This window comes from Bacillus sp. Marseille-P3661 (assembly GCF_900240995.1).
In the GTDB taxonomy this organism is placed as follows: domain Bacteria; phylum Bacillota; class Bacilli; order Bacillales; family Bacillaceae_J; genus OESV01.
Genome location: NZ_LT965954.1, coordinates 641,986 through 665,475, shown reverse-complemented (window position 1 = coordinate 665,475; position 23,490 = coordinate 641,986). Strand labels below are relative to the sequence as shown.

The 23,490-nt window shown below is 40.8% G+C and carries 14 protein-coding genes, 21 tRNA genes and 3 rRNA genes; 29 read left to right on the top strand and 9 right to left on the bottom strand.

The genetic code is table 11. The features are described from left to right. Positions 1-373: 373 nt before the first annotated feature. The 27 genes from C1724_RS14340 (at position 374) to acsA (ending at position 17,177) form a co-directional block, all read left to right on the top strand. Positions 374-1,922 (top strand): 16S ribosomal RNA (locus C1724_RS14340). Between the two features lie 152 nt (positions 1,923-2,074). Next, positions 2,075-5,011: ribosomal RNA gene (locus C1724_RS14335) — 23S ribosomal RNA — on the top strand. Between the two features lie 215 nt (positions 5,012-5,226). Further along, positions 5,227-5,343 (top strand): 5S ribosomal RNA (rrf, locus tag C1724_RS14330). The 16S, 23S and 5S rRNA genes sit together here with 21 tRNA genes alongside, the layout of an rRNA operon. 9 nt (positions 5,344-5,352) lie before the next feature. Beyond that, a tRNA-Val gene (locus C1724_RS14325) sits at positions 5,353-5,428 on the top strand. A 167-nt stretch (positions 5,429-5,595) separates the two neighbouring features. Further along, positions 5,596-5,672: transfer RNA gene (locus C1724_RS14320), tRNA-Met, on the top strand. Positions 5,673-5,696: 24 nt separating this feature from the next. Next, a tRNA-Asp gene (locus tag C1724_RS14315) sits at positions 5,697-5,772 on the top strand. Between the two features lie 7 nt (positions 5,773-5,779). After that, positions 5,780-5,855: transfer RNA gene (locus C1724_RS14310), tRNA-Thr, on the top strand. 181 nt (positions 5,856-6,036) lie between these two features. Next, a tRNA-Lys gene (locus C1724_RS14305) sits at positions 6,037-6,112 on the top strand. Between the two features lie 6 nt (positions 6,113-6,118). After that, positions 6,119-6,199: transfer RNA gene (locus tag C1724_RS14300), tRNA-Leu, on the top strand. A gap of 77 nt (positions 6,200-6,276) precedes the next feature. Continuing rightward, positions 6,277-6,351: transfer RNA gene (locus tag C1724_RS14295), tRNA-Gly, on the top strand. Between the two features lie 8 nt (positions 6,352-6,359). Next, positions 6,360-6,448, top strand: a tRNA-Leu gene (locus C1724_RS14290). Between the two features lie 15 nt (positions 6,449-6,463). After that, positions 6,464-6,540 (top strand) — tRNA-Arg (locus C1724_RS14285). A gap of 3 nt (positions 6,541-6,543) precedes the next feature. Further along, positions 6,544-6,620 (top strand) — tRNA-Pro (locus C1724_RS14280). Positions 6,621-6,633: 13 nt separating this feature from the next. Then, positions 6,634-6,706: transfer RNA gene (locus tag C1724_RS14275), tRNA-Ala, on the top strand. A 21-nt stretch (positions 6,707-6,727) separates the two neighbouring features. Then, positions 6,728-6,801: transfer RNA gene (locus C1724_RS14270), tRNA-Met, on the top strand. 60 nt (positions 6,802-6,861) lie between these two features. Further along, positions 6,862-6,935, top strand: a tRNA-Ile gene (locus tag C1724_RS14265). Positions 6,936-6,956: 21 nt separating this feature from the next. After that, positions 6,957-7,049, top strand: a tRNA-Ser gene (locus tag C1724_RS14260). Positions 7,050-7,058: 9 nt separating this feature from the next. Beyond that, a tRNA-Phe gene (locus tag C1724_RS14255) sits at positions 7,059-7,134 on the top strand. A 13-nt stretch (positions 7,135-7,147) separates the two neighbouring features. Beyond that, positions 7,148-7,222 (top strand) — tRNA-Gln (locus C1724_RS14250). 12 nt (positions 7,223-7,234) lie between these two features. Further along, positions 7,235-7,308, top strand: a tRNA-Gly gene (locus tag C1724_RS14245). Between the two features lie 10 nt (positions 7,309-7,318). Beyond that, positions 7,319-7,392 (top strand) — tRNA-Ile (locus C1724_RS14240). A 6-nt stretch (positions 7,393-7,398) separates the two neighbouring features. Continuing rightward, positions 7,399-7,473 (top strand) — tRNA-Asn (locus C1724_RS14235). Positions 7,474-7,476: 3 nt separating this feature from the next. Then, positions 7,477-7,567: transfer RNA gene (locus C1724_RS14230), tRNA-Ser, on the top strand. Positions 7,568-7,585: 18 nt separating this feature from the next. Then, a tRNA-Glu gene (locus C1724_RS14225) sits at positions 7,586-7,657 on the top strand. Between the two features lie 297 nt (positions 7,658-7,954). Then, positions 7,955-11,467 carry a helicase-exonuclease AddAB subunit AddB gene (gene addB / locus C1724_RS14220; protein WP_102347413.1) on the top strand — a complete coding sequence of 1,171 codons (3,513 nt, stop codon included), beginning with the start codon at positions 7,955-7,957 and terminating at the stop codon, positions 11,465-11,467. Then, positions 11,460-15,200, top strand: a complete 3,741-nt coding sequence (gene addA / locus C1724_RS14215) for a helicase-exonuclease AddAB subunit AddA (RefSeq protein ID WP_102347412.1) — start codon at positions 11,460-11,462, stop codon at positions 15,198-15,200. The genes addB and addA overlap by 8 nt, the downstream gene beginning before the upstream one ends. A 255-nt stretch (positions 15,201-15,455) precedes the next feature. After that, positions 15,456-17,177 (top strand): acetate--CoA ligase, encoded by a 1,722-nt coding sequence (gene acsA / locus C1724_RS14210; RefSeq protein WP_102347411.1) that lies wholly within the window; start codon positions 15,456-15,458, stop codon positions 17,175-17,177. A gap of 34 nt (positions 17,178-17,211) precedes the next feature. Here acsA and C1724_RS14205 read toward each other — a convergent pair whose 3' ends face one another. The 7 genes from C1724_RS14205 to C1724_RS14175 form a co-directional block, all read right to left on the bottom strand. Next, positions 17,212-17,595, bottom strand: coding sequence for a DUF2500 domain-containing protein (locus tag C1724_RS14205; protein ID WP_308410502.1), 384 nt, complete (start codon positions 17,593-17,595; stop codon positions 17,212-17,214). Between the two features lie 99 nt (positions 17,596-17,694). Next, on the bottom strand, positions 17,695-17,913 hold the full coding sequence (locus C1724_RS14200) for a spore germination protein (RefSeq protein WP_102347410.1): 219 nt from the start codon (positions 17,911-17,913) through the stop codon (positions 17,695-17,697). Positions 17,914-18,029: 116 nt separating this feature from the next. Further along, positions 18,030-18,407, bottom strand: a complete 378-nt coding sequence (locus C1724_RS14195) for a spore germination protein GerPE (RefSeq protein ID WP_258000400.1) — start codon at positions 18,405-18,407, stop codon at positions 18,030-18,032. Positions 18,408-18,432: 25 nt separating this feature from the next. After that, positions 18,433-18,603: a spore gernimation protein GerPD gene (locus C1724_RS14190; protein WP_102347409.1), complete on the bottom strand. Its 171-nt coding sequence runs from the start codon at positions 18,601-18,603 to the stop codon at positions 18,433-18,435. Then, the gene (gene gerPC, locus C1724_RS14185; RefSeq protein ID WP_102347408.1) at positions 18,603-19,226 is read right to left on the bottom strand and encodes a spore germination protein GerPC; all 624 of its coding nucleotides are present in this window, start codon (positions 19,224-19,226) and stop codon (positions 18,603-18,605) included. Before gerPC ends, C1724_RS14190 begins: the two co-directional genes overlap by 1 nt. A 58-nt stretch (positions 19,227-19,284) precedes the next feature. Beyond that, complete coding sequence (locus tag C1724_RS14180; RefSeq protein WP_102347407.1) at positions 19,285-19,512, bottom strand: spore germination protein GerPB; 228 nt, start codon at positions 19,510-19,512, stop codon at positions 19,285-19,287. Between the two features lie 12 nt (positions 19,513-19,524). Beyond that, entirely contained in the window at positions 19,525-19,746 is a 222-nt protein-coding gene (locus tag C1724_RS14175; protein ID WP_102347406.1) for a spore germination protein, read from the bottom strand. 212 nt (positions 19,747-19,958) lie between these two features. Here C1724_RS14175 and C1724_RS14170 point away from each other — a divergent pair, with 212 nt between their 5' ends. Next, the gene (locus tag C1724_RS14170) at positions 19,959-20,747 is read left to right on the top strand and encodes an SDR family oxidoreductase (RefSeq protein ID WP_102347405.1); all 789 of its coding nucleotides are present in this window, start codon (positions 19,959-19,961) and stop codon (positions 20,745-20,747) included. A gap of 110 nt (positions 20,748-20,857) precedes the next feature. Here the strand turns inward: C1724_RS14170 and C1724_RS14165 are convergent, their stop codons facing one another. Then, a complete protein-coding gene (locus C1724_RS14165; RefSeq protein ID WP_102347404.1) occupies positions 20,858-22,057 on the bottom strand; it encodes an ornithine--oxo-acid transaminase in 1,200 nt (399 codons plus the stop codon). A gap of 164 nt (positions 22,058-22,221) precedes the next feature. Between C1724_RS14165 and C1724_RS14160 the strand changes: the two genes are divergently transcribed. Next, the gene (locus C1724_RS14160; protein ID WP_102347403.1) at positions 22,222-22,578 is read left to right on the top strand and encodes a YisL family protein; all 357 of its coding nucleotides are present in this window, start codon (positions 22,222-22,224) and stop codon (positions 22,576-22,578) included. Positions 22,579-22,709: 131 nt separating this feature from the next. On the opposite strand, the gene C1724_RS14155 is transcribed toward C1724_RS14160, so the two are convergent. Continuing rightward, positions 22,710-23,273 carry a DUF2777 family protein gene (locus C1724_RS14155; protein ID WP_102347402.1) on the bottom strand — a complete coding sequence of 188 codons (564 nt, stop codon included), beginning with the start codon at positions 23,271-23,273 and terminating at the stop codon, positions 22,710-22,712. Positions 23,274-23,490: the final 217 nt, after the last annotated feature.

Below are 23,490 nucleotides of genomic sequence, written 5' to 3'. Positions count from 1 at the left end.
AATCAGGAGCATGCGCCTTATGTTAATAGTTATCATTCATTACTTACATTTTTTTGTTTCTTGTTGTATTTCATTTGATAAAGTGGTATGATACAAAATGTCGCTGAAAAAAACCAACTTATATTCTGAAATAAAAAAGAAGTTGACTTCCGCGAAAACAAGTGATAAAGTTATTCTTGTTGAGTCCGAAGTGTGACCGACGAGCTTAATAAAAAAAGTAAAATAAAGCATTGACTTCTATGAATTGGTGTGATAAGATGATTCTTGTCACTAAAAATGTTCTTTGAAAACTAAACAAAATGTCAAGCGTGCAAAACAAGTTGAACTCTAGTTCAACAACCAAGTCAGTATATTAGTTTGAGCAATCAAACCCTTTTCGGAGAGTTTGATCCTGGCTCAGGACGAACGCTGGCGGCGTGCCTAATACATGCAAGTCGAGCGGATGACGAGGAGCTTGCTCCTCTGATTCAGCGGCGGACGGGTGAGTAACACGTGGGCAACCTGCCTGTAAGACTGGGATAACTTCGGGAAACCGGAGCTAATACCGGATAATCTCTTGAACCACATGGTTTAAGAATAAAAGATGGTTTCGGCTATCACTTACAGATGGGCCCGCGGCGCATTAGCTAGTTGGTGAGGTAACGGCTCACCAAGGCGACGATGCGTAGCCGACCTGAGAGGGTGATCGGCCACACTGGGACTGAGACACGGCCCAGACTCCTACGGGAGGCAGCAGTAGGGAATCTTCCGCAATGGACGAAAGTCTGACGGAGCAACGCCGCGTGAGCGATGAAGGCCTTCGGGTCGTAAAACTCTGTTGTTAGGGAAGAACACGTACCAGTTAACTGCTGGTACCTTGACGGTACCTAACCAGAAAGCCACGGCTAACTACGTGCCAGCAGCCGCGGTAATACGTAGGTGGCAAGCGTTGTCCGGAATTATTGGGCGTAAAGCGCGCGCAGGCGGTTTCTTAAGTCTGATGTGAAAGCCCCCGGCTCAACCGGGGAGGGTCATTGGAAACTGGGAAACTTGAGTGCAGAAGAGGAGAGTGGAATTCCACGTGTAGCGGTGAAATGCGTAGAGATGTGGAGGAACACCAGTGGCGAAGGCGACTCTCTGGTCTGTAACTGACGCTGAGGCGCGAAAGCGTGGGGAGCGAACAGGATTAGATACCCTGGTAGTCCACGCCGTAAACGATGAGTGCTAAGTGTTGGAGGGTTTCCGCCCTTCAGTGCTGCAGCTAACGCATTAAGCACTCCGCCTGGGGAGTACGGTCGCAAGACTGAAACTCAAAGGAATTGACGGGGGCCCGCACAAGCGGTGGAGCATGTGGTTTAATTCGAAGCAACGCGAAGAACCTTACCAGGTCTTGACATCCTCTGCTACTTCTAGAGATAGAAGGTTCCCCTTCGGGGGACAGAGTGACAGGTGGTGCATGGTTGTCGTCAGCTCGTGTCGTGAGATGTTGGGTTAAGTCCCGCAACGAGCGCAACCCTTGTCCTTAGTTGCCAGCATTCAGTTGGGCACTCTAAGGAGACTGCCGGTGACAAACCGGAGGAAGGTGGGGATGACGTCAAATCATCATGCCCCTTATGACCTGGGCTACACACGTGCTACAATGGATGGTACAAAGGGTTGCGAGACCGCGAGGTTGAGCCAATCCCATAAAGCCATTCTCAGTTCGGATTGTAGGCTGCAACTCGCCTACATGAAGCTGGAATCGCTAGTAATCGCGGATCAGCATGCCGCGGTGAATACGTTCCCGGGCCTTGTACACACCGCCCGTCACACCACGAGAGTTTGTAACACCCGAAGTCGGTGGGGTAACCTTTTGGAGCCAGCCGCCTAAGGTGGGACAGATGATTGGGGTGAAGTCGTAACAAGGTAGCCGTATCGGAAGGTGCGGCTGGATCACCTCCTTTCTAAGGAAGAATTACGAAGACGCGCTTAGACATTTTGTTTAGTTTTGAGAGAGCATTCTCTCTATATTGTTCTTTGAAAACTAGATAGCAATAACATTCATATTTACTGTAGAAAAGTTCTTATTAAAATCTTGATGATTAAGATCATCTTAGGTTAAGTGAATAAGGGCGCACGGTGAATGCCTTGGCACTAGGAGCCGATGAAGGACGGGACTAACACCGATATGCTTCGGGGAGCTGTAAGTAAGCTTTGATCCGGAGATTTCCGAATGGGGAAACCCACTGTTCGTAATGGAACAGGATCTGTACCTGAATACATAGGGTACTGAAGGCAGACCCGGGGAACTGAAACATCTAAGTACCCGGAGGAAGAGAAAGCAAACGCGATTTCCTGAGTAGCGGCGAGCGAAACGGAAGAAGCCCAAACCAAGAGGCTTGCCTCTTGGGGTTGTAGGACACTCTATACGGAGTTACAAAGGAACGAAGTAGGTGAAGTGGTTTGGAAAGACCAGCCGAAGAAGGTAACAGCCCTGTAGCTGAAACTTCGTTCTCTCTTGAGTGGATCCTGAGTACGGCGGGACACGTGAAATCCCGTCGGAAGCTGGGAGGACCATCTCCCAAGGCTAAATACTCCCTAGTGACCGATAGTGAACCAGTACCGTGAGGGAAAGGTGAAAAGCACCCCGGAAGGGGAGTGAAAGAGATCCTGAAACCGTGTGCCTACAAGTAGTTGGAGCCCATTTATGGGTGACAGCGTGCCTTTTGTAGAATGAACCGGCGAGTTACGATCCCGTGCAAGGTTAAGTCGAAGAGACGGAGCCGCAGCGAAAGCGAGTCTGAATAGGGCGATTGTAGTACGTGGTCGTAGACCCGAAACCAGGTGATCTACCCATGTCCAGGGTGAAGTCCAGGTAACACTGGATGGAGGCCCGAACCCACGCACGTTGAAAAGTGCGGGGATGAGGTGTGGGTAGCGGAGAAATTCCAATCGAACTTGGAGATAGCTGGTTCTCCCCGAAATAGCTTTAGGGCTAGCCTTAAGGTAAGAGTCTTGGAGGTAGAGCACTGATTGGACTAGGGGCCCCCATCGGGTTACCGAATTCAGTCAAACTCCGAATGCCAAAGACTTATCCTTAGGAGTCAGACTACGAGTGATAAGGTCCGTGGTCAAGAGGGAAACAGCCCAGATCACCAGCTAAGGTCCCAAAGTATACGTTAAGTGGCAAAGGATGTGGAGTTGCTTAGACAACCAGGATGTTGGCTTAGAAGCAGCCACCATTTAAAGAGTGCGTAATAGCTCACTGGTCGAGTGACTCTGCGCCGAAAATGTAACGGGGCTAAACGTATCACCGAAGCTGTGGATTGACACTTACGTGTCAGTGGTAGGGGAGCGTTCTAAGGGCTTTGAAGCTAGACCGGAAGGACTAGTGGAGCGCTTAGAAGTGAGAATGCCGGTGTGAGTAGCGAAAAGACAAGTGAGAATCTTGTCCATCGAAAGCCTAAGGTTTCCTGAGGAAGGCTCGTCCGCTCAGGGTTAGTCGGGACCTAAGCCGAGGCCGAAAGGCGTAGGCGATGGCCAACAGGTTGATATTCCTGTACCACCTCTTTACCGTTTGAGCAATGGAGGGACGCAGGAGGATAGGGTAAGCGCGCTGTTGGATATGCGCGTCCAAGCAGTTAGGCTGGTAAGTAGGCAAATCCGCTTACCACATAAGCTGAGCTGTGATGGCGAGGGAAATATAGTACCGAAGTTCCTGATTCCACACTGCCAAGAAAAGCTTCTAGCGAGGTAGAAGGTGCCCGTACCGCAAACCGACACAGGTAGGCGAGGAGAGAATCCTAAGATGCGCGAGAGAACTCTCGTTAAGGAACTCGGCAAAATGACCCCGTAACTTCGGGAGAAGGGGTGCTCTGATAGCGTGCAAGCGCGAGAGAGCCGCAGTGAATAGGCCCAAGCGACTGTTTAGCAAAAACACAGGTCTCTGCGAAGCCGCAAGGCGAAGTATAGGGGCTGACACCTGCCCGGTGCTGGAAGGTTAAGAGGAGAGGTTATCCTTTTCGGAGAAGCTTTGAATCGAAGCCCCAGTAAACGGCGGCCGTAACTATAACGGTCCTAAGGTAGCGAAATTCCTTGTCAGGTAAGTTCTGACCCGCACGAAAGGTGTAACGATTTGGGCACTGTCTCAACGAGAGACTCGGTGAAATCATAGTACCTGTGAAGATGCAGGTTACCCGCGACAGGACGGAAAGACCCCGTGGAGCTTTACTGCAACCTGATATTGAATTTTGGTACAGCTTGTACAGGATAGGTAGGAGCCTGAGAAGCCGGAGCGCCAGCTTCGGTGGAGGCATCGGTGGGATACTACCCTGGCTGTATTGAAATTCTAACCCGCGCCCCTGATCGGGGCGGGAGACAGTGTCAGGTGGGCAGTTTGACTGGGGCGGTCGCCTCCTAAAGAGTAACGGAGGCGCCCAAAGGTTCCCTCAGAATGGTTGGAAATCATTCGTAGAGTGTAAAGGCACAAGGGAGCTTGACTGCGAGACCTACAAGTCGAGCAGGGACGAAAGTCGGGCTTAGTGATCCGGTGGTTCCGCATGGAAGGGCCATCGCTCAACGGATAAAAGCTACCCCGGGGATAACAGGCTTATCTCCCCCAAGAGTCCACATCGACGGGGAGGTTTGGCACCTCGATGTCGGCTCATCGCATCCTGGGGCTGTAGTCGGTCCCAAGGGTTGGGCTGTTCGCCCATTAAAGCGGTACGCGAGCTGGGTTCAGAACGTCGTGAGACAGTTCGGTCCCTATCCGTCGTGGGCGTCGGAAATTTGAGAGGAGCTGTCCTTAGTACGAGAGGACCGGGATGGACACACCGCTGGTGTACCAGTTGTTCTGCCAAGAGCATCGCTGGGTAGCTATGTGTGGACGGGATAAGTGCTGAAAGCATCTAAGCATGAAGCCCCCCTCAAGATGAGATTTCCCATTACTTTAAGTAAGTAAGATCCCTCAGAGATGATGAGGTAGATAGGTTCGAGGTGGAAGCATGGCGACATGTGGAGCTGACGAATACTAATCGATCGAGGACTTAACCAAAACGAAAAGCGGAAGTGCCCGTCAAGCGACGTAAGGACTGAAGCACATCGACTGAGATAAAGGAAACACGAAGAGCGGTAGCGATTCGATGTTGACTTATCGTAGGGAGGTGGGCGAAGTTCACTAGTCGCTGGGCACTGGAGCTGGACAATTACAGTTGAATATGAATGCTTGTTATCTAGTTTTGAGGGAACAACCTCAGGTTAGATAAATTGTTTGGTGACGATAGCGAAGAGGTCACACCCGTTCCCATTCCGAACACGGAAGTTAAGCTCTTCAGCGCCAATGGTAGTTGGGGGCTGTCCCCCTGTGAGAGTAGGACGTTGCCAAGCATTAAATATGGAGGATTAGCTCAGCTGGGAGAGCACCTGCCTTACAAGCAGGGGGTCGGCGGTTCGATCCCGTCATCCTCCACCATTTATTAAAATTCTATTATCGCGGGGTGGAGCAACGAGCAAAACATCCGTGAATAATCTCCGAGTTGTCCCGACACATAAACATCTATGAATTAACGAGAAGAGAAAGAGACAGTCAGATTCTATCCAAATTTAATAGCAGCTACAAAATTATTCTAATATTATTATCGCGGGGTGGAGCAGTCTGGTAGCTCGTCGGGCTCATAACCCGAAGGTCGCAGGTTCAAATCCTGTCCCCGCAACCAATTTATAAATATCAATTGTTATGTGGTTCCGTGGTGTAGTGGTTAACATGCCTGCCTGTCACGCAGGAGATCGCGGGTTCGATCCCCGTCGGAACCGCCATATATATGCCGGTGTAGCTCAATTGGCAGAGCAACTGACTTGTAATCAGTAGGTTGGGGGTTCGATTCCTCTCGCCGGCACCACTTTCTTAAAAAATGTACGAGCCATTAGCTCAGTCGGTAGAGCACGATCGAGTAAGCATCCTTGAATAAGCTTCAGAACCTCAATCTAACAACATCAATGAATAAACGATATGAGATTGAGGTGTCGTAGATGCAGTAGAAACATTGGCATAATACAAAATTAATAATCGTACTTTGATACGAGCCATTAGCTCAGTCGGTAGAGCATCTGACTTTTAATCAGAGGGTCGAAGGTTCGAGTCCTTCATGGCTCACCATTATTTGCGGGTGTGGCGGAATTGGCAGACGCACTAGACTTAGGATCTAGCGCCTATGGCGTGGGGGTTCAAGTCCCTCCACCCGCACTTTAAAACAAAGGAACTCCGACTAAGATCGGTCACGTCCTGTGACCAACGTCGAAGTCAGTACATCATGTACAAGCGCGGAAGTAGTTCAGTGGTAGAACACCACCTTGCCAAGGTGGGGGTCGCGGGTTCGAATCCCGTCTTCCGCTCCAAAAGTCCTGCCGGGGTGGTGGAATTGGCAGACACACAGGACTTAAAATCCTGCGGTAGGTGACTATCGTGCCGGTTCAAGTCCGGCCCTCGGCACCATTTAAATAATGTTGCGCGCCCGTAGCTCAATTGGATAGAGCGTCTGACTACGGATCAGAAGGTTATGGGTTCGACTCCTGTCGGGCGCGCCATTTCGGGAAGTAGCTCAGCTTGGTAGAGCACTTGGTTTGGGACCAAGGGGTCGCAGGTTCGAATCCTGTCTTCCCGACCATGTAAATTACTTTGGGGCCTTAGCTCAGCTGGGAGAGCGCCTGCCTTGCACGCAGGAGGTCAGCGGTTCGATCCCGCTAGGCTCCACTTATTTTAATAAATTATTATGGCGGTGTAGCTCAGCTGGCTAGAGCGTACGGTTCATACCCGTAAGGTCGGGGGTTCGATCCCCTCCGCCGCTATTACAAAACATATTTTTATAGCTTATTATAATATAAAAGTATGTAAACTTATAATTGCATGGACCCTTAGCTCAGCTGGTTAGAGCTATCGGCTCATAACCGATCGGTCGCAGGTTCGAGTCCTGCAGGGTCCACTTTATTAAATTATTCATTGCGGAGGAATACCCAAGTCCGGCTGAAGGGATCGGTCTTGAAAACCGACAGGCGGGTTAAACCGCGCGGGGGTTCGAATCCCTCTTCCTCCGCCATATTATTACGGCTCGATAGCTCAGTCGGTAGAGCAGAGGACTGAAAATCCTCGTGTCGGCAGTTCGATTCTGTCTCGAGCCACCATTAATTACTTTGTTGGGCTATAGCCAAGCGGTAAGGCAACGGACTTTGACTCCGTCATGCGCTGGTTCGAATCCAGCTAGCCCAGCCATATAATTTATATGCGGGTGTAGTTTAGTGGTAAAACTACAGCCTTCCAAGCTGTTGTCGTGGGTTCGATTCCCATCACCCGCTCCATTTACAATATGGGCCTGTAGCTCAGCTGGTTAGAGCGCACGCCTGATAAGCGTGAGGTCGATGGTTCAAGTCCATTCAGGCCCATTTTCTTCCACAGTAGCTCAGTGGTAGAGCTATCGGCTGTTAACCGATCGGTCGCAGGTTCGAATCCTGCCTGTGGAGCCATTCGGAGAAGTACTCAAGTGGCTGAAGAGGCGCCCCTGCTAAGGGTGTAGGTCGGGTAACTGGCGCGAGGGTTCAAATCCCTCCTTCTCCGCCAGCAGAAGGTAATAAATATGGCCCGTTGGTCAAGCGGTTAAGACACCGCCCTTTCACGGCGGTAACACGGGTTCGAATCCCGTACGGGTCATCAAAAAAAAGAGATCAAGAGGTAATTATCCTCTTGATCTTTTTTTTATAGAAAGACTTTATATTTTGAAGGACATACCGAACCTTTATAAGAATAAGTGAAAAATTTCCTGATTGATCCTCAAAAACCTTATTTGTTAAAATAGGGTTCATTCATTTGTCTTCATAATTTTCCAACGTTAGTATTTCACTAATAAATTAATTTCTAGTAATGGATTTTACTTACAGAACAAAATTATTATCATCTGAATGTGAGACATGAGATAATACTATATAGCTAGTCGTTAGGGGGAGTTTGATGTCTTTACGATTTATTTTAGGACGCTCAGGGAGTGGGAAATCTACATTTCAATTAAATGAGGTAAGGAACCAGTTAATTGAAAATCCAACAGGTTCGCCAATTATATATCTTGTGCCAGATCAAATGTCATTTCAGGTAGAGTATCAATTAATCAATACACCTGGAATTAAAGGATTATTGCGTGCGCAGGTATTTAGTTTTACAAGATTAGCATGGAGGATCCTCCAGGAAACGGGAGGGTTTGCAAGATTTCATCTTGATAATGTTGGTCTACACATGTTACTCAGGAAAATTATTGAATATCGGAAAGATGAGTTAAAAGTGTTTACTAGAGCAGCTGATCAAAATGGGTTCATTAAACAACTTGAGGATATCATTGCTGAATTTAAACGATATTGTGTGACTCCAGATTTATTAGAGGAAAAACGTAAAGAGTTAAGTAATCTTGAAAAGCAACATACAAATAAAGAGGTATTGTTAGAAAAGTTAGCTGATTTTCAATTAATTTATCAAGATTACGAGAGATCCTTACTATCACAATATGTAGATTCAGAAGATTATTTGCGTTTATTAGCTGAAAATATTCCGAAATCAACTGAACTTAAGGAAACAGAAGTTTATATTGATGGCTTCCATAACTTTACGCCACAGGAATTAGAGGTTTTACGAGAACTTTTAAAGGCTTGTAAGCGAGTGACGATTGGCTTAACTATGGATCCTATATCAGTAGATGCGGTCGTTCATGAACTTAGTCTCTTTCAAGTTACTAATAAAACATATAATCAATTATTAACCATTGCTAGGGATAATAATGTAGAAATAGAAAATCCAGAGCTATTACATGAAACGGTACGCTTTAAAGGCTCTCCATCTCTAGCGCATTTAGAGAAACACTATGATAGCCGGCCTACTCAAACATTTTCAGAAGAAATAATAAATATTAAATTAAATTGTGCAGTAAATCGTCGTGCAGAAGTAGAAAGTGTAGCAAGAGAAATGATACGTCTAGTAAAAGAAACTAATTATCGATGGCGAGACTTTGCTATTTTACTTCGAAATGGGGCCAGCTATCATAATTTGTTAGAAACAGTATTTGATGATTTTGATATTCCTCTTTTTCTTGATCAGAAACGATCGATGTTAAATCATCCGCTTATCGAGCTTATTCGTTCTTGTTTAGATGTTGTCCAAGGTCAATGGAGATATGAACCTATTTTTCGATGTATTAAAACCGATTTATTATATCCGTTGGAAAGTCAACGCGATAAGCTGCGTGAAGAGATGGATCAATTCGAAAACTATGTACTTGCTTATGGTATTCAAGGGAAAAAGTGGATAGATTCCAAGCCCTGGTCATACCGTCGTTTTTACTCAATTGAAGGTCAAAATATAGCTAAGACTGATAAAGAGATGCAGTTCGAAACTATGATTAATAAATTGCGGAATTTAGTAACAACCCCTTTTATAGCTTTTGAAAAACGATTAAAAAAGGCAAAAACGGGTCGTGACTATTGTGAAGCAATATATTATTTTCTCGAAGGACTTAATATTCCCAAGAAAATGGATCAATTATGTTACGAAGCCGAAGAAAAAGGTGACTTAATTGAATCCAGAGAACACAGCCAAGTATGGCAAGCGATTATTAACTTATTAGATCAAATGGTCTCATTAATAGGTGATGAAAAGATATCGCTCGAGTTATTTAAAAATATGATTCAAACTGGACTTGAAAGCATGCATTTTGCAACTGTACCTCCAGCGATGGATCAGGTGTTGGTTGGTGATATGGAGCGATCTCGTTTTTCAAATTTGAAATGTACATTTATATTGGGAGCGAACGATGGTGTAATTCCATTAAAGCCAGTAGAAGAAGGCGTTATAACAGAAGAGGAAAGAGAGTTCTTATCGACTAATGCATTTACCTTAGCTCCTGGTAGTATGCAACAGCTATTAGATGAACAATTTTTAATATATATGGCGCTAACTAGTGCATCAGATCAACTTTGGATTAGCTACCCAATTGCAGATGAAGAAGGAAAAGCTTTAGTTCCGTCTTTATTAATTAATAGATTAAAAGACTTGTATCCTGCTCTACAGGAGAGATTAGTATTAAATGAGCCGAATGAAGAACCAATAGCGGAACAATTGTGTTATATTACAAATCCTCAAAAAACTTTATCATATCTTTCTGCTCAATTACAGAGTTGGAAAAGAGGCTATCCAATTGAACCAATATGGTGGGATGTATATAACTGGTTTGTTAACAATAAAGAACTAGGAATGCAGGCAAGTAGAATTTTGGGAAGTTTATTTTTTATTAATAAACCTGAACGATTAACCCAGCAGGTGAGTAAGCTGCTATACGGTGATCATATTCAGGCTAGCGTATCCCGGATGGAGTTATTTCAGTCTTGTCCGTTTTCACAATTTATATCGTATGGTTTAAAACTAGAAGAACGGCAAATTTTTAGATTAGAAGCCCCTGATATTGGTCAATTGTTTCACGCTGCTTTAAAAATGATGACAGACTATATTCAAGAAAATAACCTGAATTGGGCACTGTTAACTAAAAAGGAATGTGAACAACTCGCGTTTATGATGGTTGAAAAATTAGCTCCAAATATCCAAAAAGAGATCTTACTAAGTAACAATCGTTTTCATTATATTAAAAGGAAACTGCAACAAGTAGTTGGACGAGCTTCTATTATCTTAAGTGAACATGCAAAGGTAAGTGGCTTTACTCCAATTGGATTGGAACTAGCATTTGGTTCAAAAGGGGCTTTACCGCCATTACAATTTACTTTGAAAAACGGTTGTTCAATGGAAGTGGTCGGTCGTATCGACCGGGTAGATAAATCTGTTGGAGAGAAGGGCGTCTTCTTAAGGGTAATCGATTATAAATCAAGTCAAACACAACTGAATTTGTCTGAAGTTTACTATGGCTTGGCCTTGCAAATGTTAACATATTTAGACGTAGTTATAACAAATTCAAAACAGTGGCTTGGAACGGATGCTTTGCCAGCAGGGGTTTTATATTTTCATGTTCATAACCCGATGCTTAATAAATCAACGATACCAACATTTGAACAAATTGAAAAAGAAATTTTTAAGCAGTTTAAGATGAAAGGATTATTGTTAGGTGAGAAGGAATCAGTACAGTTAATGGATCAAACACTTGAAACAGGCTATTCAGATATTATTCCAGTTGCTATGAAGAAAGACGGAGGGTTTTACAGTAGTTCGTCGATAGCCAGTCAGGAGGACTTCGGTCACCTAAGAAAATATGTACGCAATAAAATTCAAAGTATCGGAACAGATATTACCGATGGAGTAATTGATATTGCACCATATAAAATTAAAGACCGTACACCATGTACATTCTGTTCTTACAAGTCTATCTGTCAATTTGATCGTTCTTTACAAGAAAATGAATATAAGACTTTGCAATTACAAAAGTCTGACGATGTATTAGAAAAAATTCGTTTGGAGGGAGGCTCACTGGATGAATAATGTTCCTAAGCCAGAAAATAGTAAATGGACCGATGATCAATGGAGGGCAATTGTTACGAGTGGAAAGGATGTTTTGGTTGCTGCAGCTGCAGGGTCGGGAAAAACAGCAGTACTAGTTGAAAGAATTATCAAGAAAATAACAGCTGTTGCTGATCCAGTTGATGTTGACCGATTGTTAATCGTAACTTTTACAAATGCGGCTGCAGCTGAAATGAGAAAGCGAATTGGTGAGGCTCTGGAAAAGGAGATTGCTAGTTATCCATCCTCTCTACATTTAAGAAAACAATTAACGTTGTTGAACCGGGCGTCTATTTCCACACTACATTCTTTTTGTTTAAATGTGTTGCAAAAGTATTATTATAAGATCGACCTTGACCCAGGTTTTCGAATAGCGGATGGTACTGAGGCGGAACTGTTAATGGAAGAAGTGATGGAAGAATTATTTGAAGAGCAATATAGCTTTGAAGATAATGAGCAGTTTTTTGAACTTGTAGATCGTTATAGCAATGATCGCAGTGACTTAGAACTTCAACTATTAGTTCGGAAGCTGTATGACTTTTCACGTTCATATCCATGGCCAAATGAGTGGTTAGATCAAATTTCAAATGCATATGAACTTGCACGCATTACTGAAATTGATAGGTTACCATGGATGAATGATTTAAAGGAAGATATTAAACTCCAATTAAACGGCTGTCAGGAATTACTTCAGAAAGGATTACAGATAACCAGACAACCTGGAGGTCCTGCTCCATATGCGGACAATCTACTTGAAGACAGTGTAATAATTGAAAAGCTATTAAAGGTATGTGATTTGTCTTGGTTTTCTCTTTATGAGGAAATGATTGAAGTTAAGTTTGGGAAATTAAAGCCTTGCAGAGGAGCGGATATAGATAAGAGTCTGCAAGAGAATGTTAAATCTATTCGAGATCAGATTAAAGGTTTAATTACAAAGTTACAGGAAGAGCTCTTTAGTCGGCATCCTGATAAGCTACTTCAAGATTTACAAGAAATGGAGCCAGTTATCAAAACATTAATTGCACTAGTTAAGGAGTTTGCAACTAGATACCAAAAAGTAAAAAAAGAAAAAGGAATTGTTGATTTCGCTGATTTAGAACATTTTTGCCTAGATATTCTTAAAGATCCAACCTCAACGAAAGATGTCCTTGTACCATCTGATGTAGCTCAAGATTTTAAGGATTTATTTAAAGAAGTATTGGTTGATGAATATCAAGATACAAATTTTGTTCAAGAAACGCTTATTCAATTAATCACTTGTGGTGATAATTTATTCATGGTGGGGGATGTGAAACAAAGTATTTATCGCTTTCGACTAGCAGAACCTCAATTATTTTTAATGAAATATAAGCAATTTAATAAAAACTATTCGGAGGAATGTGAAGGTGTCCGAATTGATTTGTCCAGAAATTTCCGAAGTCGTGCCGAAGTTTTAGATGGTACAAATTTTATTTTTAAACAAATTATGAATGAAAGTGTTGGGGAAATTGAGTACGACGAAGATGCTGAACTTAAGCTTGGGAACGAATCGTATCCCCCATCATCAGAAACTGCAGCTGAATTACTATTAATGGATCGCAAGGATCCAACTGCCGAAGAAAAAAACGATGATGATGAACAAGAGCCTGCTATTGATGTATCTGAATTAGAGGCCGCTCAATTAGAGGCAAAAATAATTGGGCAGAAAATTAAAGAATTGATTGAACGTCCATTTAAAGTCATTGACCATAAAGGGCATGTTCGGAATATAACCTATCGTGATATTGTTATTTTGCTTAGGTCGATGCCATGGGCTGAGACCATTATGGATGAGTTAAAAGAGCTAGGCATACCCGTTTATGCTGAGTTATCTTCTGGATATTTTAATGCGGTAGAAGTGTCTGTTATGATGTCATTATTAAAAGTGATTGATAACCCATATCAAGATATACCGGTTGTAGCTGTTCTTCGTTCACCGATTTGTGGTTTGAATGAGGAAGAATTATCTCAGATAAGAATACATGAGAAACATACCCATTTCTTTGACGCCGTCAAGGGATATGTCAAGTCAGGAGAGAATTCTGTCCTTGTTAATAAGTTAAAGCACTTCTATGAAAACCTCAATGGATGGAGAACTCGTGCAAGACAAGGTGGATTGGCGGAATTGATTTGGCAACTATATCGTGAAACCGGCTATTATGACTATGTTGGGGGAATGACTGGCGGAAAACAAAGACAAGCTAATTTAAGGGCGCTCTATGATCGTGCAAAACAATATGAGGAAACATCGTTTCGAGGATTATTTAGATTTCTCCGCTTTGTTGAAAGAATGCAAGACCGTGGCGAAGATTTAGGAACTGCACGTGCACTTGGTGAACAAGAAGATGTGGTACGAATGATGACCATACACAAAAGTAAAGGGTTGGAGTTCCCAGTCGTATTTGCAGCTGGTCTTGGTCGACAGTTTAATATGCAAGATTTACGAAAAAAAGTATTGCTTCATAAAGAACTAGGCTTCGGTTCTAAACTAGTTAACCCTAAGTTAAGGATTAGTTATCCTACGCTGCCATTGTTAGCAATAAAAAGAAGAATGCAAATGGAATTACTTGCCGAGGAAATGCGTGTTCTTTATGTGGCCTTAACACGTGCAAAAGAGAAGTTATATCTTGTGGGAACAGTAAAAGACGGAAGTAAAAGCCTTGAAAGATGGAGACAACAAGCGGAAACAGATGAGATTTTGTTGCCTGATTATAGTAGATCTAGAGCAAGGAGTTATTTAGACTGGATCGGTCCTGCACTCATTCGCCATCAAGATGGCCACTTATTGAATGAAGGTAATACTCTTGCTAGTAAAAATGAATTGCATATCCATCCAGCCAAATGGGAAATTACATTATTTAATGCAGAAAATTTTCCTGTCATAGATAAGGAAATTACAGAACAAAATTCGGATATATTAAAATCTATTGAAATGTGGGAGCAGATAGATGTTCAAAGTGACCATAAAGATACAGTATTTGAGCGACTTTCATGGAAATATCCTTTTGAAAAATCGCAAATAAAACGGTCAAAACAGTCTGTTTCTGAAATAAAATCAAGAAAAGAAACGCATGATTCCTATTCTGATCAAAGTTTAATAAAAAAATATCGTGCACCTATCGCAGATCGACCTAGATTTTTGCAAGAAAAGTCTTTAACAGCTGCCGAAAAAGGAACCGCTATGCATATGGTCATGCAGCATATTGATTTAAAAGCTCCAATTTCAGAAAACTCAATTCTGGAGCAGATTGCAACTATGACAAGAAAAGAATTATTAACGGAAGAGCAAGCAAACATAATAGAATTACCATATATATTATCATTTTTTGAAAGTGAGCTAGGACAAAGATTGGTTGCTGCCAATATGGTACGACGAGAAGTTCCATTTAGCTTAGCGCTACCTGCCTCTGAAACATATCCAGATTGGGTAAGTCCTGTCGAGGACAATGCGAATGTATTAGTACAAGGGGTAATTGATTGTATCTTCGAAGATGAAAAGGGTCTTGTGCTCATCGATTATAAAACTGATTCAATTAAGGATCGTTTTACATCATTTGAGAAGGCAAAGCCTGTTTTAAAAGATCGTTATCAATTGCAAGTTGATTTATATAGCCGAGCACTTAGAGAAATTTGGAGGGTGCCTAGTATAGAAACTTATCTATATTTCTTTGATGGTGGAAATATGATTAAAATGTAGCTTTGTTGTATAACAGTAGTGGAAATGCATGTTTTGGAAATAGGGTGTAGCACATTGACCTTTATTTCTAGAACATGCGTTTTTTTATACCGACAAAAGTGGTTGCGTTTTCATTCGTTGAGGTAGTAACAACATATCTTTTTATAAAACTATTACAAAATTATGAGAACATTCAAAAAGTTATACAAAGACCTCAATTTCTATGGTATTGTGTTATATAACAATAAACTTTTGAATTGAGGGGGTCAAGAGGATATGGCAGCGAATGCAATTAATCAGGAAATTTTAATGGTTGACGAAACAGCAAATTTAAAAAATTATGATGAAGCCGTCTTAAATATGGATTGGAAAAAGGTAGAGGAAAACTTTACTTGGTTTAAAACTGGGAACGTTAATATGGTATATGAGGCGATTGATCGTCATGTTAATGAAGGCAAGGGGAGCCAACATGCATTACTATTTACGGATGGCATTCGCGAAGAAAGTTATACTTATACGGAATTACAAAAACTTTCATGCAGATTTGCTAATGGATTATCCTCCTATGGTGTTGAAAAAGGGGATCGTGTTTTCATCTTCATGCCACGTAGTCCAGAATTATATATATCGTTACTTGGAATTATTCGTATGGGAGCAATTGGTGGGCCATTATTCGAAGCTTTCATGGAGGAAGCTGTAAAAGATCGCCTAAGTGATAGTGGTGCTGTTGCAGTTGTTACAACCCCTGAGTTATTAGAGCGTATACCGGTTCATGAACTTCCTAATCTTAAGCATGTGATCGTAGTTGGTGCTGAGAAGGAAACAGAAGAATACCAAGTACTCTATCAAGATTTAATGAGTATATCAGATGAGTATTTAATCGAATGGGTTAATCGTGAAACGGGGATGTTGCTCCACTACACATCTGGTTCAACCGGTAAGCCAAAAGGGGTACTCCAAGTTCACGATGCAATGGTACATCAATATCTATCAGGAAAATGGACATATGATCTTCGCGAGGGAGATACCTATTGGTGTACGGCGGATCCAGGTTGGGTAACAGGGACATCGGCAGGAATGTGGTCACCCTGGCTAAATGGTGTCACGGTTGTACTTCGCGGAGGTCGATTCAAAGCTGAAGATTGGTATGCCACTCTAGAGAAATATTCAGTTAATGTATGGTTTAGTGCTCCAACTGCATTCCGTTTATTAATGGCCTCGGGTAATGAATTACCGAAGAAATTTGACTTATCTAATTTACGACATATTTTATCAGCAGGTGAACCATTAAACCCAGAGGTGATCCGTTGGGGATTAGATGCTTTAAATCACAGAATCCACGATAACTGGTGGATGACTGAAACTGGATCATCTATATGTGCGAACTTCCGCTGTAATCCAATTCGTCCAGGCTCTATGGGAAAACCTTTACCTGGTATTAAACTTGCAATTATTGACGACCAAGGAAATGAATTGCCATCAAGAAGAATGGGGAATTTAGCGATTAAACCAAAGTGGCCTGCTATGGTACGTGAAATTTGGAATAATAAAGAAAAGTATGAGCAATACTTTGAAACCGGCTGGTTTGTTTCAGGAGATTCAGCGTATATGGATGAGGATGGTTACTTCTGGTTTGAGGGGCGTGTTGATGATGTTATTAACACTTCCGGTGAACGAGTTGGACCATTTGAAGTTGAAAGTAAATTAGTGGAGCATCCTGCAGTTGCCGAGGCTGGTGTAATCGGGGTACCAGATCCAATACGTGGTGAAGCAATAAAAGCATTTATCACCCTGCGTGAAGGTTATACAGAATGTGACGAATTGAAAGAGGAAATTCGTACATTTGTCAAAACACGATTAGCAGCACATGCTGCTCCAAGAATGATCGAGATTCGCCAAAGCATTCCTAAAACACGTTCTGGGAAAATTATGCGTCGTGTTCTCAAAGCATGGGAGCTTGGTTTACCAACTGGGGACCTTTCTACAATGGAAGACTAACTTAATGAAAAAACGCTCCTAAGTGAGCGTTTTTTTATTGACGTTCAAACTGTAGGTAGCGTGTACCTTGAAAGCTGAGTTTTCCAACGTCACCTTCAACAAGTTGTCCATATTCTTTTCCGCTGATGCTAAATTCGAGACGATCACCACTTTCAACTTCGAAAGTAGTAAAGTACGTTGTACTACTGCTTGAATGGTGTATGTTATCATTAGGATTCCCGTGGTGACGGTGGCTCACTTGTGTCCGTTTTGAGACTACTTTTGCCCAAACAGCCAATATTGGTTGTTTATTATTATAATTCCATTGCTTTATGCCCTTAATGAATTGAAAGATAATAAATCCAAATACAATCAAAATAAACATAGGGCCAATTACTTGCATAAATTGAAATATTAAAAAGTTGTTATCAAATCCCACTGTATATCCCCCTGTCTAAATCTACAGTAATTAATACGATTAAAATGTAGAAAGGTTTCAAAAAAAACAGTGAAAATCCTCAAGAGAAGATTTTCACTGTTATGCGTTTCCGGAGGATGGCTGATCGACTAAATCTGGATCTAATGTATTTGTTGCGCTAATTCCATTGTTTGCCCAAACAAAATTCCCAGTATTAAATCCACCTGACCCGGCAGCTGTTTTACTGACACTTTTGGGAGCTACATAAAAAGTATCACCGAAAGTAACAACACCTTCTGCTCCAGTAATGTTAATAGGACCACCAATAACTGCAGGCATATTCAAACATCCTTTATTTTAAAGATTTAAGTTTAAAGTGTTCATAAGTTTATAGAAATTCATATCATATTATTCTTACTATACAATGTATGTGTTTGTGTTGAAATATGTTCGAGCTATTCGTCCCCTTTTGTTAAAAGTTGGCGAATGTGTTTAACTCTAGCTTCACTATCGATCAATTTGGTCGAGCCTACTTGGAAAACGCTAGAAAAGGACATACCGATAATTCTCACTGTATTTACTTGAATAGTAGGTTCCTCATTTATTCGGTTAAACGTAACATTTTCAGTAATGTTAGGTTTTGGGATGGGTTGAGTGTAAATATGAAAATCCTCAAAGTTCCCTTCGTTTCCATAAAAGATTTGTGCTTCCCTTTGTACAGCAAGAGCTCTCGAAAATGGAACAATTTGCTCTGAATCCCCAATTTCAAATACTGCACTATTTGCTACATCTTTTATATTGATAGTATTAACGCATGAAAGACGTCTAAACATAATCCATAATCCTTTCAAATATTTATTAAACAAGCGGCACAAAAGGTCCGATAATAAGTGATTCGGGTGGGGTATCAAAAATGGAACTTAATAGGACAGTCTCAGTATCGCCGATTAAAAATAATGATGAACTTGTAATACCGGTAATTTCAACATTTCCGACTGAAAGACCACGGTTAATAACTGTAAAATTCATTAAGAGTGTGCCCCTCCTTTAGGTAGGTGTTTAATAAAGGTTTCAATTGCATTTCTAATATCGCCTTTTACTTTATTAGTAATTTGTTTGATTAGTTCTTCCTCATTCAAATTTCTGGCATTGTCTTCATTTACTTGATTAATATAAAAACGAATTCGCTCATCAATTTGTTTTTGGATATCTTGGATAATTAAAGAATGATAATAATGATCTAATGTATGATTGTTTTGCTGTGCTACTTCATTAATAATTTGCGGGCAATCTTTGCTTAAATAGCGATTAATATCCGTTAGAACCTGAGGATAAACCTGAGGATACGCTTGTAAAATTGGTGGTACTCCCTGTGGTGGTTTACCAACAGTGAGGTCTTCGAACGTTTCTGGGTCGCCCATACCATTCGGAGATAAGCCGATATTTAACGTACCCTCCAATGTTTCGATTTTTAGTTGGTCAAATTTATATTCAATTTTTTCAATGTTAGTTGTGGGACGCTTTTTAAAATCCTCTATTTGTTGTTGCAGGTCGATGATGATTTTTTCCATTTTTTTTATTTGTGTACTCTGATCTTTAATATATGAGTCAACATTTTGCAAATATTGATAAATTTCATATTGATTATACATACTCCTCGATCACCTCTTCCTACTACAGCATATGCAGAAATAAATTATAGGTGAATGCCTATACTGGGGATGTTCCTGTTAACGGTACAACAGGTGCCACTTGAGGTTGCTCTACTTCTGTAACAGCAGCAGCCTGTGGTGCTGGGCCTGTAAATCCCCCTGTGTTATATAAGTTGGAGAGTGGCTTGATGATACCTGCGCTACCTATCTGAAGGACCGATGAATTTGTTATTCCGCCAATTTTTAAATAATGAATATTAATAGTTTGATTTACGTAGAAATTCAAGCAAATAACCTCCTATAAATTTAGTGCTTGTGGTTGGTCTATTAGTTCGTTATCATACGTATTAGTCGAGCTATATTGATTCGTTATGGTTACTTGGTTTCCTGTATTAAAGGAGCCTGCCCCAGCAAAGGTTTTAGCTTGACTTCTAGGTGCAATGGTAAAAACGTCACCTATATGCAACACGCCGCTGGATCCTACTGAAACTACATTTATTGCTCCTACAATAGCTGGCATAGAAAACACCCTTTTAACATTTTATCAACCTGTAGTAGTCTATGAGGAATGCCCAGTTAATGTGAATAGCCACTTATTTAAATTCTCGAACATTAAGTTAGTATTGGGAAATAGGTATTTCAGGAAAAATTATGTTTCGAGATGTATTCCAGCTATTACTTTTGTTAAGATAAAGAGTAAATAATTAATAGTAATTGAAGGGATTTGGTTAGATGGATTTAGGTTTACAAGGGAAAACAGCATTAGTTTTAGCTTCAAGTAAAGGACTAGGAAAAGCAATTGCACTAAAGTTTGCTGAAGAAGGCGCGAATATTATGCTTGCTAGTCGAAGTGAAGACTCGCTTAAACTAACTGCTGAGGAAATAAAGTCACAAACAAATGTACATGTCCATTATCAGGTTTGTGATATGACAGATGTGGATTCAATTCAGAAAGTTGTTCTCGAAACTGCCCGTACATACGGCTCTATTGATATTTTAGTAAATAATGCTGGAGGACCGCCTGCTGGAAACTTTGATGATTTAAATGATGAAGTTTGGCAAAAGGCGTTTGAGTTGAATTTGCTTAGTTTTATTCGTGCTATACGCGAAGTATTGCCGTATATGAGAAAGCAAGGTGGAGGGCGTATATTGAATATTGCTTCTTCCTCGTTTAAAGAACCCATTGAAGGACTAATTCTATCAAATACATTTCGTACCGGTATAGTTGGTTTATCAAAAAGTTTAGCAATTGAGTTAGGAAAGGACAAGATTTTAATTAATACATTAGGTCCAGGTAGAATTGCAACGGATCGGTTGCTAAATCTTAATAATGATTTAGCGGTGAATAGTGGACTAGACCCTAAAGAACTACACGCGGAATCAGAAAAAGAAATCCCGCTTGGCCGGTTTGGCAAACCGGAGGAATTTGCTAATATGGCTGTATATTTATGCTCACAAGCAAACTCTTATGTTACAGGACAGGCGTTCCTAGTGGATGGAGGATTGGTCAAGTCGCTATAATCAGTTATTAATAAGACGGTATTATTAACAGATCCAAAAGAACAAAAAGCCCCGAAGTATGGGCTTTTTTGTTTTAAATTACAATTACGGTTATTTATTAAATAAGTCTATTATCCATTACTGGATAGAACTTTACGAATCCTTTCAATAGCCCAATCTAGATCTTCTTTTGAGATTACTAAGGGTGGAGCAAACCGGATGACATTTTCATGTGTTTCTTTACATAGGAGCCCTTCTTCTTTAAGTTTTTCGCAGAACGGACGGGCCGGCTTTTTTAGTTCTACACCAATAAATAATCCTTTTCCACGTATTTCTTTGATAAGGGGATTCTGAATTTTCTTTAATTCCTTTATCATATATTGGCCGAGTTCTAGTGAACAGTCAGCTAACTGTTCATCGATTAAAACATCTAGCGCTGCGATAGATACTGCACACGCAAGCGGATTACCACCAAATGTTGATCCATGTGAACCTGGCTCGAAAACATTAAGGATATCTTTATTCGCCGCAACACAGGATATAGGGAAAACGCCGCCACCTAGAGCTTTTCCAAGAATATAAATATCCGGTACTACATTTTCCCAATCGCAGGCAAACATTTTGCCTGACCGGCCTAATCCTGCTTGAATTTCATCGGCAACGAATAATATGTTTTGATCTTTACAAACTTCAAAAGCAGCTTTTAGAAATCCTTCGGGTGGGATGATAATACCGGCTTCTCCTTGGATGGGTTCTAATAAGAATGCAGCTGTGTTAGGTGTAATAGCTTGTTTTAATGCAGAAATATCACCGTATGGAATAATCTTGATTCCTGGAAGTAATGGTCCGAACCCCCGTTGATATTCAGGATTGGATGATAATGATACCGCTGTCATTGTGCGTCCGTGAAAATTTTCTGTACAAGCAATAATTTCTGCCTGATTTTCGGGTATTCCTTTTATTTCATAAGCCCAGCGCCGCACAGTTTTTACAGCAGTTTCAACAGCTTCTGCTCCGGTATTCATAGGGAGAACCATATTCTTATTTGTTAACATTGCTACTTTTTCATACCATACTCCTAACTGATCGTTGTGAAATGCGCGCGAGGTTAAGGTGATTTTCTCAGCTTGTTTTTTTAACGCGTCAATAATTTTTGGATGGCAGTGTCCTTGATTAACTGCAGAATAGGCGCTTAACATATCAATGTATCTTCGACCCTCAGGATCTTCTACCCAAACACCTTTAGCCTTTGAAATAACAATTGGTAATGGATTGTAGTTATGGGCTCCGTATTTTTCTGTTTTAGAAATAATATCTGATGATCTATCCACGAAAAACTACCTCCGTTTCATAGTTCCATTACTATATAAGTATAACCCTTTAGCTGTTTTTGTACCAAAACGGTACTATTTTTTTGGAATTTAATAGCACAAAGTGTATAATAAAATGGATTATAGAAAACTTGTCTAGTTTCAGATTAAGAGGAGGAAAAGCATTGATACACGCTCACGTTACAACTTGGTTTATAGCTTTAGTTTTGTTTTTTGTTAGTTACTCTCTTCAAAATAAGAATAAAGAGAAACCTGCAAAAATAATTAAAATGATTTTACGTTTATTCTATATTTTAATATTAGCCACTGGCGGTCATCTTTTTGGTTTATACGCATCAGGATTAGGATCTGCGATCATGGGTTCACCTGTATTAATAAAAGCTTTAGCGGGGCTTTGGGTCATTTTTTCAATGGAGTTCGTTATAACACGTCATTCTAAAGGGAAGCCCACTGGCTTGTTTTGGGCGCAATTTATCATTTCACTTTCGTTAACTATATTTTATGGCTATGTGGTACTATAGAAATAGGCTGCCAATTTGGCAGCCTATTATGTTTTGTATGTACTTGTTTTCTCCACCGCCTAGCCCCTCGTGGAAAAAAACTCTCCCTGTCGGGGCTGACCAAGGCGCTTTCGCTTTTCTCATAGTCTACGCTATTTTATATACGAACAAACCACTCTGTTTCCATTGCTCTGCGAGAATTCAAAACGGTCTGTATATTCTCCATTTTTACGGATGAAATAATGTTGTACAATACAGATTTGGTCTCCATTTTCAAAAACAATCACATTCATTCCGGTTTGTTCTTTTCTTTTATGAAGTAAAGGTAAGAAATTATTGCAAAATATGCAATCGTATAATGAGTAAGACATGCTATTTAACGTTCTAACAAGGTTCAAAAAAGCATTTTCATCAAGCTCTTCTAATAATTCCTGAAAAGAAAAGCTAAGTCTTTTTCTGTAACGAATTTTATCACCATTCACTAAATATGAAAAGTCATTATCTAAAGATACCATTGTACCATCGATTAAAGTTCCATTTTTCCATGAATCATTTCTATAAACTTGAAATTTATTTTCGAGACTCTCTAATTCAGAGGCTTCTTCGTTTATCTCATCAAAAAAAATCCATTGGTCTCCTATATATTCAACTGTTCCCTCGATATAAGCTCTTTCTTGTTCAGGGATAGAAGTTAACTTCTTATGTAAACTACTCATTTGGTTGTGCTCCTTTAAATTTACTGTATCCTAATTCTTTTTTTCGTGATGACTCATGCCTGCTATATAGAATATGACTTCACTATCTACTATTGTGGGCAAAATTCATGTTTTTTTATCTAGTATTTCACATTTTTTAAAAAAAATAACAATATAGTAAAAACCTATCAAATAAACTATGTAAACGGTTTAGGGGCTGTTGAATTAAAATCAATTT

What these genes read in the sequence shown, in the direction of transcription:
- addB (WP_102347413.1), top strand. Translation starts at nt 7,955, where the DNA reads ATGTCTTTACGATTTATTTTAGGACGCTCAGGGAGTGGGAAATCTACA.
- addA (WP_102347412.1), top strand. Translation starts at nt 11,460, where the DNA reads ATGAATAATGTTCCTAAGCCAGAAAATAGTAAATGGACCGATGATCAA.
- acsA (WP_102347411.1), top strand. Translation starts at nt 15,456, where the DNA reads ATGGCAGCGAATGCAATTAATCAGGAAATTTTAATGGTTGACGAAACA.
- C1724_RS14200 (WP_102347410.1), bottom strand. Translation starts at nt 17,913, where the DNA reads ATGCCTGCAGTTATTGGTGGTCCTATTAACATTACTGGAGCAGAAGGT.
- C1724_RS14195 (WP_258000400.1), bottom strand. Translation starts at nt 18,407, where the DNA reads ATGTTTAGACGTCTTTCATGCGTTAATACTATCAATATAAAAGATGTA.
- C1724_RS14190 (WP_102347409.1), bottom strand. Translation starts at nt 18,603, where the DNA reads ATGAATTTTACAGTTATTAACCGTGGTCTTTCAGTCGGAAATGTTGAA.
- gerPC (WP_102347408.1), bottom strand. Translation starts at nt 19,226, where the DNA reads ATGTATAATCAATATGAAATTTATCAATATTTGCAAAATGTTGACTCA.
- C1724_RS14175 (WP_102347406.1), bottom strand. Translation starts at nt 19,746, where the DNA reads ATGCCAGCTATTGTAGGAGCAATAAATGTAGTTTCAGTAGGATCCAGC.
- C1724_RS14170 (WP_102347405.1), top strand. Translation starts at nt 19,959, where the DNA reads ATGGATTTAGGTTTACAAGGGAAAACAGCATTAGTTTTAGCTTCAAGT.
- C1724_RS14155 (WP_102347402.1), bottom strand. Translation starts at nt 23,273, where the DNA reads ATGAGTAGTTTACATAAGAAGTTAACTTCTATCCCTGAACAAGAAAGA.